10 protein-coding genes are annotated in these 12494 nt (G+C 60.5%); 6 read left to right on the top strand and 4 right to left on the bottom strand.

The window, feature by feature from the left end; translation table 11 throughout:
• The first annotated feature begins 72 nt into the window (after positions 1 to 72).
• The 5 genes from accB (at position 73) to ACP7EG_RS11450 (ending at position 5171) form a co-directional block, all read left to right on the top strand.
• On the top strand, positions 73 to 531 hold the full coding sequence (accB, locus tag ACP7EG_RS11430) for an acetyl-CoA carboxylase biotin carboxyl carrier protein (RefSeq protein WP_298405213.1): 459 nt from the start codon (positions 73 to 75) through the stop codon (positions 529 to 531).
• Between the two features lie 101 nt (positions 532 to 632).
• Complete coding sequence (gene accC, locus ACP7EG_RS11435; protein ID WP_071075520.1) at positions 633 to 2048, top strand: acetyl-CoA carboxylase biotin carboxylase subunit; 1416 nt, start codon at positions 633 to 635, stop codon at positions 2046 to 2048.
• Positions 2045 to 2989 (top strand): 50S ribosomal protein L11 methyltransferase, encoded by a 945-nt coding sequence (gene prmA / locus ACP7EG_RS11440; RefSeq protein WP_426087691.1) that lies wholly within the window; start codon positions 2045 to 2047, stop codon positions 2987 to 2989. Before accC ends, prmA begins: the two co-directional genes overlap by 4 nt.
• 8 nt (positions 2990 to 2997) lie before the next feature.
• A complete protein-coding gene (locus ACP7EG_RS11445) occupies positions 2998 to 4221 on the top strand; it encodes a DUF3426 domain-containing protein (RefSeq protein ID WP_426087692.1) in 1224 nt (407 codons plus the stop codon).
• Positions 4222 to 4232: 11 nt separating this feature from the next.
• Positions 4233 to 5171: a carbohydrate kinase family protein gene (locus ACP7EG_RS11450; RefSeq protein ID WP_426087693.1), complete on the top strand. Its 939-nt coding sequence runs from the start codon at positions 4233 to 4235 to the stop codon at positions 5169 to 5171.
• A gap of 117 nt (positions 5172 to 5288) precedes the next feature.
• On the opposite strand, the gene ACP7EG_RS11455 is transcribed toward ACP7EG_RS11450, so the two are convergent.
• Both ACP7EG_RS11455 and ACP7EG_RS11460 read right to left on the bottom strand, forming a co-directional pair.
• Positions 5289 to 5822: a YggT family protein gene (locus ACP7EG_RS11455; protein ID WP_426087694.1), complete on the bottom strand. Its 534-nt coding sequence runs from the start codon at positions 5820 to 5822 to the stop codon at positions 5289 to 5291.
• Positions 5823 to 5905: 83 nt separating this feature from the next.
• Positions 5906 to 6691 (bottom strand): hypothetical protein, encoded by a 786-nt coding sequence (locus ACP7EG_RS11460; protein ID WP_426087695.1) that lies wholly within the window; start codon positions 6689 to 6691, stop codon positions 5906 to 5908.
• Here ACP7EG_RS11460 and ACP7EG_RS11465 point away from each other — a divergent pair.
• On the top strand, positions 6660 to 7133 hold the full coding sequence (locus ACP7EG_RS11465; protein WP_426087696.1) for a hypothetical protein: 474 nt from the start codon (positions 6660 to 6662) through the stop codon (positions 7131 to 7133). The genes ACP7EG_RS11460 and ACP7EG_RS11465 overlap by 32 nt on opposite strands.
• Before the next feature lie 720 nt (positions 7134 to 7853).
• On the opposite strand, the gene ACP7EG_RS11470 is transcribed toward ACP7EG_RS11465, so the two are convergent.
• On the bottom strand, positions 7854 to 9005 hold the full coding sequence (locus ACP7EG_RS11470) for a ribonucleotide-diphosphate reductase subunit beta (protein ID WP_096237837.1): 1152 nt from the start codon (positions 9003 to 9005) through the stop codon (positions 7854 to 7856).
• Positions 9006 to 9227: 222 nt separating this feature from the next.
• The gene (locus tag ACP7EG_RS11475) at positions 9228 to 12182 is read right to left on the bottom strand and encodes a ribonucleoside-diphosphate reductase subunit alpha (protein ID WP_071075511.1); all 2955 of its coding nucleotides are present in this window, start codon (positions 12180 to 12182) and stop codon (positions 9228 to 9230) included.
• Positions 12183 to 12494 lie beyond the last annotated feature (312 nt).

Genomic DNA, 12494 nt, shown 5'->3' on the forward strand with positions numbered 1-12494 from the left:
ATTTAGCGCGGCGATAGGTTCTGGACATCACCGCATCACTCATAAAACAAACTACATTCCTAGGGGTTTTACATGGATCTACGAAAACTCAAGACCTTGATCGACCTGGTCGCCGAATCGGATATCGCAGAGCTGGAAGTGACCGAAGGCGAAAGCAAGGTTCGCATCGTCAAATCGTCGGCCATGCCGCAAAACCAGATGGTCATGATGCAGCCGCAAGGCATGCAAGCCCACTACCAGCCAGCCGCGCCAGCCGCGCCTGCGCCAGCGGCCGCAGTCGTCGCCGCCGAGCCTACGGGCTATGTGGTCAAGTCGCCCATGGTCGGCACCTTCTACCGCTCCTCCGCTCCTGGCAGCGCCGCCTATGTTGAAGTGGGCTCGACCGTCAAAGAAGGTGATACCCTGTGCATCATCGAAGCGATGAAGCTGCTGAATGAAATCGACTCCGATAAAGCCGGTGTCGTGACCCAGATCCTGGTCGAAAACGGCCAGCCGGTCGAATTCGGTCAACCCTTGTTTGTGATCGGCTAAAACCCAGTCCACACGGCCGGCAACGGCCGTTTGCAGTTTTAGCCCCTCACACTTGTTGTTTCGCCGGCTCGCCGGCTCTCACAGACATACGCGAACCTACCATGTTTGAAAAAATCCTGATTGCCAACCGTGGTGAAATTGCCCTCCGTATTCAGCGCGCCTGCCGCGAAATGGGCATTAAAACGGTTGTAGTCCACTCCGAAGCCGACAAGGACGCAAAATACGTCAAGCTGGCCGACGAATCCGTTTGTATCGGCCCGGCACAGTCGGCCCTGAGCTACCTGAACATGCCCGCCATTATCAGCGCCGCTGAAGTGACGGATGCACAAGCGATTCACCCAGGCTATGGCTTCCTGTCGGAAAACGCCGACTTTGCTGAACGCGTCGAGAAATCGGGCTTCGTCTTCATCGGCCCGCGCTCCGAATCGATCCGTTTGATGGGCGACAAAGTGTCGGCCAAGCAAACCATGATCAAGGCCGGCGTACCGTGCGTACCCGGCTCGGAAGGCGCATTGCCGGATGATCCGAAAGCGATCGTGCAAATTGCCCGCAAAGTCGGCTACCCGGTCATCATCAAGGCTGCCGGCGGCGGTGGCGGACGCGGCATGCGCGTCGTGCACACGGAAGCTGCCCTGATCAACGCCGTGTCGATGACCAAGACGGAAGCCGGTACGGCTTTCGGCAACCCTGAAGTGTATATGGAGAAGTACCTGGAAAATCCGCGCCACGTGGAAATCCAGATCCTCGCCGACGAACACAAGAACGCCGTCTGGCTGGGCGAGCGCGATTGCTCCATGCAGCGCCGCCACCAGAAAGTCATCGAAGAAGCACCAGCGCCGGGCATCCCGCGCAAACTCATCGAGAAAATCGGCGACCGTTGCGCCGAAGCCTGCCGCAAGATCGGCTACCGCGGCGCCGGCACGTTTGAATTCCTGTACGAAAACGGCGAGTTCTATTTCATTGAAATGAATACCCGCGTGCAAGTGGAACATCCCGTCACCGAGATGATCACCGGCATCGACATCGTGCAAGAGCAGATCCGCATCGCCGCCGGCGAAAAACTGCGTTTCCGCCAGCGCGACGTCTTGCTGTCGGGCCACGCCATCGAGTGCCGCATCAATGCCGAAGATCCGTTCAAGTTCACGCCATCGCCAGGCAAGATCGTGTCGTGGCATGCGCCGGGCGGCCCCGGTATCCGCGTCGACTCGCACGCCTACGCCGGTTACTACGTGCCGCCGCACTACGACTCGATGATCGGCAAAGTGATCGCTTACGGCGCCACGCGCGAGCAAGCGATCCGCCGCATGCAGATCGCCCTGTCCGAAATGGTGGTCGAAGGCATCAACACGAATATCGCCCTGCACCGCGAACTGATGATCGACGCGCGCTTCATCGAAGGCGGCACCAACATTCACTATCTGGAACAGAAACTGGCCGACATGCCGGACCTGGGCAAGAACCTGAATAGCGGCAGCCCCAGCATCGCCAAGAAATCCGAAATCAAGGCGGGCGCATGAGCTGGACGGAAATCGTCATCGAAATCGCCCGTGACAACGCCGAGGCCATGTCTGACGCCTTGATGGAAGCGGGTGCCCTGTCGGTCTCGGTGGAAGACGCCGATGAAGGCACGGATGCCGAGCAGCCCCTGTTTGGCGAGCCCGGCATGGAACCGAAGGAAGCGGCGTGGGAACGCAGCCGCGTGGTGGCGCTGACCGACGTCGACGCCGACCAGGCCGCCATCGTGGCTGCAGCCGCCGCAGCGGTCGGCATGGTGGAAGTTCCCGCCTTTACCATGCGCCCCGTGGAAGAGCAGGACTGGGTGCGCCTGACCCAGTCGCAATTCGCGCCGATTCACATCGGCAAGAATATCTGGGTCGTGCCCAGCTGGCACGAGGCACCGGATCCTGACGGCCTGATCCTGGAACTGGATCCGGGCCTGGCCTTCGGCACGGGCAGCCATCCGACCACGCGTTTGTGCATGGAATGGCTGGAAGCCAATCCCGCTCCTGGCAAGAGCGTGCTCGACTACGGTTGCGGCTCCGGCATCCTGGCCATGGTGGCCAAGAAGCTGGACGCGCAAACCGTGGTCGGTGTCGATATCGACCCGCAAGCGATCGAATCGGCTGGCTTGAATGCCGAACGCAACCAGTGCGAGATCGAATATTTCTTGCCAGACACGTTTGCCACATCGGCACACGCCACGGCCAAGTTTGACATCGTCGTCGCCAACATCCTGTCGAGCCCATTGATGCTGATGGCGCCCATGCTGTCGGGCCGTGTTGCCGCCGGTGGCGCGCTGATCCTGTCCGGCGTGCTGGCACGCCAGGCCGAAGAAGTGGCCGCAGCCTACGCACCGTTCATCGAACTGGGTGTGTGGGCCGAGCAAGATGGCTGGGTGGCCCTGCATGGCCGCCTGGGCTGCACGCAAGCGCCTGCGCCCCGCGCGGAAGGTGCATAAGCACAGCAATGGCCCTCGCCACCAAATGCCCCCATTGCAACACGATATTTCGGGTCGCTGCTGACCAGTTGAAGTTACGTGGGGGCATCGTGCGCTGTGGCACGTGCAGGGAAGTCTTTGACGGCAATGCCGCGCTGGTCGATCCAGCCGCGGCATCGCCGTTTTTAACGTCCGGCCCCGGCGCTGCCGCCGCGCTGTCGAGCACTAATCCGGCCGACAACAGCCTGCCGTCCGCCACGGACGACGAACCCATCTATTCTCTCGACTTCGACACCTCGTTCGACCCGTTCGGCATCTTGCCGGCAACGGCGCAGCTCAAGGATGATGCAGACGATGGCGACCACATCGAGCTGGACCTCGACGTCAGCCTGCCTGCCGAGGCGCTGGCTGACGCGCCTGTCGCCGCCCCTGCCATGGCACCGGCCGAAGCACCGGAAGCGCCGCTGCCCCAGCCGATGGCGCCGTTCAAGCGCCGCCAGGTCGATGACGTACCCGCCTTCGCCACGTATTTGCGCGACAGCCGCCGCGAACCGAGCCTGGAAACGGTGGCAGCCCCAGTAGTCCCAGCCGAAAAAGTCAGCCTGGACAAGCCCACCCCCGCGCGCCGGGAACCGACGCTGGCCGACCACTCTTTCGACGCGCTGCCCGCCGCCCCCGTTGCGCCGGAGCCAGCCGAAGAGCAGGACGACTGCGTCCTGCCGCCGGCCGACGACGAACCGGCCTTTGTGATCCAGGGCCGGCGCCGCGAACAGAGCGGCAAGGCCTTGCGCGCGGCCATGGCCATCGGCTCGGTAGTGCTGTTGCTTTTGTTATTCCTGCAAGTAATGACCACCTTCCGCAATCCGCTGGCGGCGCAGTTTCCGCAGTGGAAGCCGACCCTGGTCGCGCTGTGCAAGCTCAGTGGCTGCCAGGTCGACTTGCCGGCGCAGATCGAAGCGCTGTCCATCGAACAGGGTGAATTGCAAACCCTCAAGGAACAAACCTTTTCCTACGTCTCGCTGCTGCGCAACCAGAGCCGCAGCGTACAAGCCTGGCCCAGCATCGAACTGATACTCAACGATGCCAACGACAAGCCCCTCTTGCGCCGTGTCATCGCGCCGCGCGACTACCTGCCGGCCACGATCGATGTGAGCCAGGGCTTTGCGCCGCGCTCGGAACAAACCATCAAACTGTACTTTGCATTAGACCAGCTCACGGCGTCTGGCTACCATATCGCCATCTTTTACCCTTAACCGACACTATCATGACCAAAACATCGCTGATCTGCGGCTCGCTCGCCACCGACACCATCATGCAATTCCCCGGCCGCTTCGGCGAATCCCTGCTGGCCGACCAATTGCACAAGGTGAACGTGTCCTTCCTCGTGCCCACCATGCGCACGGAGTTCGGCGGTTGCTCGGGCAACATCGCCTACAGCCTGAAGATGCTGGGCGGCGACCCGCGCATCGTCGGCGTCATGGGGCAAGATAGCGCCGCCTACCTGGAGCGCCTGCAAAAGCTGGGCATTTCCACCGCCAACATCCTGATCAAGGCCGACAGCTACAACGCGCAGTGCTTCGTCACGGCCGATGCGGACAATAACCAGATCAATGCCTTCCACCCGGGCGCCATGTCGTTTGCGCATGAAAACCCGATCGCCAATGCGGGCCCGGCCAAGGTCGCCATCATTTCGCCCGACGGCGACCAGGGCATGCTCAAGCACGCCGCCGACCTGGCCGAGCTGGGCATCCCCTTCATGTTCGACCCGGGTCAACAGTTGCCACGCTTCAATGGTGAACAGTTGATCGACTTCATCAACAAAGCCACGTATGTGTCGGCCAACGACTATGAAATGGAAATGCTGATGGAGCGCACGGGCTTGAGCCTGCCGGACATCGCCAGCCGCCTGGACGCGCTGATCGTCACGCGTGGCGAAAAAGGGTCGGAAATCTATACGGACGGCAAGCGCATCGACATTCCTGTCGTGGCCGCCAAGGAAGTGCTGGACCCGACCGGTTGCGGCGATGCCTACCGTGCTGGCTTGCTGTTCGGCATCACCAACGACCTGGGCTGGGAAACCAGCGGCCGCCTGGCCAGCCTGCTGGGCGCGATTAAAATCGCCACGCAGGGCGCGCAAAACCATGTGTTTACACCAGAAAGCATCGCCGAGCAGTTCGAAGCGGCATTTGGTTACCGCTATTAATATGTAGGTCGTAGGTCGGATTAGCGGGGCGCAGCCACGCGTAATCCGACAACATCATTGGCATCGCGGGTGACGTCGGGTGACGCTAGGCTAACCCGACCTACGCCAGCATCACCGTCATCGCAGCACAATAATCATCCCCACCAGCACTTGCGCGATCTGCAACAGGATCAGCGCTACCAGCAGCGACAAGTCCAGGCTGCCGACCAGCGGCACGACCTTGCGGATCGGACGCAGCAGCGGCTCGTTCAGGGCCCGTACAAACGGCGCCAGCGGCGCATGCGGGTTGACCCAGCTGAAGATGGCTTCGATGATCAGCAGGGCCATGAAACCGTAGAGTATCCATTGCAGGAAGCGTTGCAGCGACTTGAGCAGCACCACTTCGACGGGAGCGCCGGAAATAAACAGGACCGAGCTGGCCAGCAGCACGATCAGGAAGGCGCCGATCAGGCTGGCCCAGTCATACCCGCCCACGCCCGGCACCACGCGGCGCAGTGGGCGCACCAGCCAGTCGGACAATTGAAACGTGAATTGCGCCACCGACGAGGGAGGCCGCACGCGCACCGCCTGCATCCAGAAGCGCAGCAGCAACACGCCGCCCAGCAAAGTGGCAATGGTATCAACGACCAATGTAAGGATAACGATCAGCACGACTAATTCTCCAAAAAAAAACCGCTGTGTGATTGAGTCACACAGCGGCGTGTTGCCTCATCCAGGCACCCGTATCGTTGGAATTACGATGGGCGGGTGCTGGTTGGGAATGGCCAGGCTGCAGCCGGTGCCAACACGGTTTTTGCTACAGGTGCGATAGGTGCCGATGGTTTGGCGACAGGCGCTGCCTTCTTCGGTGCGGCCTTTTTAGGCGCGGCCTTCTTGGCGGCTGGCTTGGCGACCACGGCGGCAGGTGCCGCTGCTGCCGGTGCAGCTGCCACGACTGGCGCTGCGGCTAGCTTGGCGGCAGGTTTCGCTGCGGCTTTCGCTGCTGGCTTGGCTGCTACCTTGGCCGCTGGCTTGGCTGCAGGTTTTGCTGCGACCTTGGCGGCAGGTTTCGCTGCTGCTTTGGCGACCGGTTTGGCGGCTACTTTAGCTGCTGGCTTGGCGGCAACTTTCGCTACCGGCTTGGCTGCTACCTTGGCCGCTGGCTTGGCCGCAGCTTTGGCTGCCGGCTTCGCTGCCACCTTGGCGGCTGGCTTGGCGACGACTTTTTTCGCTGCTGGCTTGGCCACTGCTTTGGCGGCAGGTTTCGCTGCGGCTTTCGCTGCTGGCTTGGCTGCTGCTTTGGCGACCGGCTTGGCAACGACTTTTTTCGCTGCTGCCTTGGCGGCTGGCTTGGCTGCCGCTTTTGCTGCTGGCTTCGCTGCTACCTTGGCCGCTGGCTTGGCTGCAGCTTTTGCTGCTGGCTTCGCTGCTGCTTTGGCGGCCGGCTTGGCTGCTGCCTTGGCGACGACTTTTTTCGCTGCTGGCTTGGCTGCTGGCTTGGCGACCGGTTTGGCGGCAGGTTTCGCTGCGGCTTTTTTCACTGCTGGCTTGGCTGCTGGTTTTGCTGCCGCTTTGGCCGCTGGTTTTGCTGCGGCTTTGGCTGCTGGCTTGGCGGCCGGCTTGGCAACGGCTTTTTTCGCCACTGGCTTGGCTGCTGCCTTGGCAGCAGGTTTCGCTGCCACTTTCGCGGCTGGCTTGGCTGCCGGCTTGGCTGCCGGCTTAGCTGCCGGTTTTGCTGCTGCCTTGGCCGCCGGTTTCGCTGCGGCTTTGGCTACTGGCTTGGCGGCCACTTTTGCTGCAGGCTTGGCTGCGGCTTTGGCGACTGGTTTGGCGGCTGGTTTCGCTGCGGCTTTGGCAGCTGGTTTAGCGGCAACCGTCTTGACTGCGGCTGCCGGCTTCTTCGCGGCAGGAGCAGCCTTGGCGGCTGGTTTCTTTACTTCTGATTTCTTAGCGGCTGTTGCCATTTGTCTCTCCTTCATCTGAGATGAGAAATTTAAGCTACAAGATTTAAACCCGTCCGACCCACCACAGGGATAGGCCAGGCGAATTATTCATCGGCACAAACGGTCGTTTGCGCTAATGAATTCGGCACCAGCTGAACTGCTGCAACTCCTCACGTTTGCAGCACTTCAGCCATCGTCGGTGCCACCCTGCTTTATCTCGCAGCTGGTGGCAAAGTCTGAATTCGGTCATTCGTTTTCGATGCCGTGCGTTTTTTCGCTCCTCGCATCGCGCTCGCCACAACACCTATGCGTCAAATAAAAAACCGCCATGCCTGAAAAAATTCGGGCACGGCGGCAGACGAAAACGGTGTGGTTTTGTGCATATCCGTGTAAATCTGTATCCCTGTTTTGCGAGCTTTTTTCGTTACCGCGCTGGTTAAAAACCCCCGCATTCTAACGCTCGCATTTGCAATCTCATAAAGTACACGAAAACCTTGTCAATGCGCAACCGGCACGACACGTTTTCGCCCGCTTTTTTGCACGTTACGCGTGCTATCGCACAATCGCGCGGCAAATGCTGCCGCCAGCGTCTCCTGAAATGATTTTTTGGGCCCGCCATGCGTCCCTTCGCGGCAGGCGAAAATCCTGGCGCAAGCCTCTTCGCATCGCTGCATGAAGCATGCTTTTTTTCCGCCGCCATGCACGCGAAAAAAAAGCGCCGTCACGATGACGGCGCTTCTTGGCGTAGCCTGAAAAAGGACTATTCCCAGTTCAGCGCACCACCCGTTTGGTACTCGGTCACGCGCGTCTCGAAGAAGTTGCGTTCCTTCTTCATGTCGATCATTTCGCTCATCCACGGGAATGGATTTTCCTCTTGCGCGAACAGCGGCTCGAGGCCGATCTGCTGCGCGCGGCGGTTGGCGATGAAGCGCAGATAGCCCTTGAACATCGGTGCGTTCAGACCCAGTACGCCGCGTGGCATGGTGTCTTCCGCGTACGCGTATTCCAGCTCCACGGCTTGCATGAACAGCACTTTGATCTCTTCGCGGAATTCGGCCGTCCACAGCAGCGGGTTTTCCATCTTGATCGTGTTGATCAAGTCGATGCCGAAGTTGCAGTGCATCGATTCATCGCGCAGGATGTACTGGTACTGCTCGGCAGCGCCCATCATTTTGTTCTGGCGGCCCAGCGCCAGGATCTGCGTGAAGCCGACGTAGAAGAACAGGCCTTCCATCAGGCAGGCAAACACGATCAGGGATTTCAGCAGCTTCTGGTCGTTTTCCACCGTGCCGGTAGTAAATGCCGGGTCGGTCAGCGTATTGATGAACGGGATCAGGAATTCATCCTTGTCGCGGATCGACTTGACTTCGTTGTAGGCGTTGAAGATCTCGCCTTCGTCCAGGCCCAGGGATTCCACGATGTACTGGTAGGCGTGCGTATGGATCGCTTCCTCGAACGCCTGGCGCAGCAGGTACTGGCGGCATTCCGGCGCCGTGATGTGACGGTAGGTACCCAGCACGATGTTGTTGGCGGCCAGCGAGTCGGCCGTCACGAAGAAGCCCAGGTTGCGCTTGACCAGGCGGCGCTCGTCGTCCGTCAGGCCGTTCGGGTTTTTCCACAGCTCGATATCGCGCTGCATGTTCACTTCCTGCGGCATCCAGTGGTTGGCGCAGCCGGCCAGGTATTTGTCCCACGCCCACTTGTACTTGAACGGCACCAGCTGGTTGACGTCCGTCTTGCCGTTGATGATGCGCTTGTCGTCGGCATTCACGCGGCGCGCCACTTGCTCGGCGTTCGCTTCGGACGGCTCGGCACCGGCCGCCAGGTTCAATTCGGTATTTCCCAATGGCGCTTGCTGCGCCGGACGCGGCACAGCTGCCGACGTGGTTTCATCATCCCAGGACAACGACATAATATTCTTCCTTTCCATGCCGGCGAGCCGGCGATCCGCAACAGGCCCGTTGTATCGGACAATGTGGACATTAACAACATTGAATCAGCCCAGCAGCGCTGGGCTGACAACTAAAATTTTTAAAAACCGTCGCGAGCAAGCCCGATATCGGGTCGAGTAGCGGAGCCGTACTTTAGTACGGTGAGCAACACAGAACCCGAGAGGGGGCTGCGCAGCAGGTTTTTACTGGCAGGCTTCGCATTCTTCGAAACCGTCATCCCCCGGGCGCAGGTAGCAAGCTTCGCCATCGGCGTCGTCCGCTGCAGCTGCCACCACGGGCGCCACCACGGCGGCAGCGGCTGCCGCCACGACCGCTGCCTGGGCACTCTGTGCGCTGGCCGACATGCCGCCATCGACTGCCACGGCGTTCAGGGCACCCGTCTTGGAGGTCGATTTCTCCATGTGGGTAGCGGCTATGGTACGCAGGTAGTAGGTGGTTTTCAGGCCACGCAGCCATGCCAGCTTGTAGGTCTCGTCGAGCTTCTTGCCCGACGCGCCAGCCATGTAGATGTTCAGCGACTGGGCCTGGTCGATCCACTTCTGGCGACGCGAAGCCGCTTCCACCAGCCAGCTTGGCGATACTTCAAAGGCGGTGGCGTAGATGTCGCGCAAGTCTTGCGGGATGCGGTCGATCTTCACCAGCGAACCGTCGAAGTACTTCAGGTCGGAGATCATGACTTCATCCCACAGGTCGCGCGCCTTCAGGTCGCGCACCAGGTAGCCGTTGATCTCGGTGAATTCGCCCGACAGGTTCGATTTCACATACAGGTTCTGGAACGTCGGCTCGATACAGGCCGATACGCCGATGATGTTCGAAATCGTCGCCGTCGGGGCAATCGCCACGCAGTTCGAGTTGCGCATGCCGAACTTGGCGATGCGTTCGCGCACCGGGGTCCAGTCCATGGCCGACGAGGAATCGACTTCCAGGTAGCCGCCGCGCTCTTCGGCCAGCAGTTTCACCGAGTCTTGCGGCAGGATGCCACGGTCCCACAGCGAACCGGCATACGATTCATAGCGGCCGCGTTCTTCGGCCAGCTCCGTCGACGCCAGGTAGGCGTAGTAGCACACCGCTTCCATCGAGGTGTCGGCGAAGCTGACGGCGGCGTCCGAGGCGAACGGAATGCGCATCATGTGCAGGCAGTCCTGGAAGCCCATCACGCCCATGCCGACCGGACGGTGGCGCATGTTCGAATTGCGCGCCTTCTCGACGGCGTAGTAATTGATGTCGATGACGTTGTCGAGCATGCGCATGGCGGTGCGCACAGTCTTGGCCAGCTTGACGTGATCGAGCTTGCCTTCCTTCATGTGCGCCGGCATGTTCACGGAACCGAGGTTGCAGACGGCGATTTCGTCAGGGCCCGTGTTCAGTGTGATTTCCGTGCACAGGTTCGAGCTGTGGACGACACCGACGTGCGACTGCGGGCTGCGGATGTTGCAAGGATCCTTGAACGTGATCCATGGATGGCCCGTTTCAAACAGCATCGACAGCATCTTGCGCCACAGGTCCAGCGCCGCGATCTTCTTGAACGAACGCATTTCGCCGGCGGCTGCCTTGGCTTCGTAGCCCAGGTAAGCCTTTTCAAAGGCCTTGCCGACCAGGTCGTGCAAATCTGGCGTTTCGGATGGTGAGAACAGGGTCCACTCGCCTTTTTCCATGACGCGCTTCATGAACATGTCGGGAATCCAGTTCGCCGTGTTCATGTCGTGCGTGCGGCGGCGGTCGTCGCCCGTGTTCTTGCGCAGGTCGAGGAATTCCTCGATGTCCATGTGCCAGGTTTCCAGGTAGGCGCAGACGGCGCCCTTGCGCTTGCCGCCCTGGTTGACTGCCACGGCCGTGTCGTTGACCACTTTCAGGAACGGCACCACGCCTTGCGACTTGCCGTTGGTACCCTTGATGTGGGCGCCCAGGGCGCGCACTGGCGTCCAGTCGTTACCCAGGCCGCCGGCGTACTTGGCCAGCAGCGCGTTGTCCTTGATGGCGTCGTAGATGCCTTCCAGGTCGTCCGAGACGGTGCTCAGGTAGCACGACGACAGCTGCGAACGCAGGGTACCCGAGTTGAACAGGGTCGGCGTCGAGCTCATGAAGTCGAACGAGGACAGCAGATTGTAGAACTCGATGGTGCGCGCTTCGCGGTCCGCTTCGTTCAGCGACAGGCCCATGGCCACGCGCATGTAGAACGCCTGCGGCATTTCGATGCGCACGTCATGGATGTGCAGGAAGTAGCGGTCATACAGCGTTTGCAGGCCGATGTAGCCGAATTGCAAGTCGCGGTCGGCAACGATGGCCTTGGCCAGGCGTTCCAGGTCGAAACTGGCAAGTACCGGGTTCAGCAGATCGTTGGCGATGCCCTTGGCGATATATTGCGGGAAATACGTCAGGTACTCGGCAGCAGCGGCCGCTTGCGGTACTTCCTTGCCGAACACTTCCTTGCGCACCGTGTGCAGCAGGATGCGGGCCGTGACCTGGCTGTAGGCCGGATCTTTTTCCATCAGCGCGCGCGCCGCCAGGATGGCCGATTTGTGCAGCTCTTCGACGGGCACGCCGTCGTACAGGTTCTTCACCGTTTCCGCCAGGATGGCGTCGGCATCGACGTGCTTTTCCAGGCCGGCGCAGGCGGCGTTGATCAGGTCGCGCACTTCCTGCATGTCCAGCAGGCGGCGCACGCCGTTGTCAGTGACGTTCAGTTGCGGTGCGGTCACTTGCGCGGAAGCGCCCAGCGCCTCCTTCTGCAAGCGGCGCTCTTCCATGTGCTTGGCACGGTACAGCACGTAGGCACGCGCCACGTCGTGCTCGCCCGAACGCATCAGCGACAGTTCCACCTGGTCTTGCACGTCTTCGATATGGAAGGTGCCGCCACCTGGATGGCGGCGCACCAGCGCGGCGACGACGCCGTCGGTCAGTTGCGCCACCAGTTCGCGGACGCGTGCCGACGCGGCGCCCTGGCCACCGTTAACGGCCAAAAACGCCTTGGTCATGGCGATGGCGATCTTCGAAGGCTCAAATGCCACCACCGCACCGTTGCGGCGGATGATGCGATAGTCGCCCAATGCCGCGCCCGTGCTCGCCACGCTATTGGCCGCGCCTGGCGCTGGCGATACTGGCGTTGGATGGATGGAAATATCTTGTGGTGATTGCATTGAAGCTCCCGTTGTCAGCTAAAGTCAGCCTGCAGTTTTGCTGCCGCGTGTGTTGTTGAATAGAACGCCCGATGGTCAGGGTTTCTTCAGGTATTTGTTGCTAAATAGTAAATAATATACAGCCAAAAATCATACGGCCAACCTGTACAGCCCGGCTGGCGCAAAACACGATCAAGGGTGATGAAACGCCAGTTCCCGTTGCCATATGAACAAACAGGGTAGCTTTGGTAATAATTCTGAAAACGTCTGTGATGGCACTACATATAGTCTTTAAATCCAAGTTATGTACTAATTGTAGTGCCCATCGAAAGG

Origin of the sequence: Janthinobacterium sp. PSPC1-1 (assembly GCF_049897625.1) — a bacterium.
GTDB classification, from domain to species: Bacteria; Pseudomonadota; Gammaproteobacteria; order Burkholderiales; family Burkholderiaceae_D; genus Janthinobacterium; species Janthinobacterium tructae.

What these genes read in the sequence shown, in the direction of transcription:
- accB (WP_298405213.1), top strand. Translation starts at nt 73, where the DNA reads ATGGATCTACGAAAACTCAAGACCTTGATCGACCTGGTCGCCGAATCG.
- accC (WP_071075520.1), top strand. Translation starts at nt 633, where the DNA reads ATGTTTGAAAAAATCCTGATTGCCAACCGTGGTGAAATTGCCCTCCGT.
- prmA (WP_426087691.1), top strand. Translation starts at nt 2,045, where the DNA reads ATGAGCTGGACGGAAATCGTCATCGAAATCGCCCGTGACAACGCCGAG.
- ACP7EG_RS11445 (WP_426087692.1), top strand. Translation starts at nt 2,998, where the DNA reads ATGGCCCTCGCCACCAAATGCCCCCATTGCAACACGATATTTCGGGTC.
- ACP7EG_RS11450 (WP_426087693.1), top strand. Translation starts at nt 4,233, where the DNA reads ATGACCAAAACATCGCTGATCTGCGGCTCGCTCGCCACCGACACCATC.
- ACP7EG_RS11470 (WP_096237837.1), bottom strand. Translation starts at nt 9,005, where the DNA reads ATGTCGTTGTCCTGGGATGATGAAACCACGTCGGCAGCTGTGCCGCGT.
- ACP7EG_RS11475 (WP_071075511.1), bottom strand. Translation starts at nt 12,182, where the DNA reads ATGCAATCACCACAAGATATTTCCATCCATCCAACGCCAGTATCGCCA.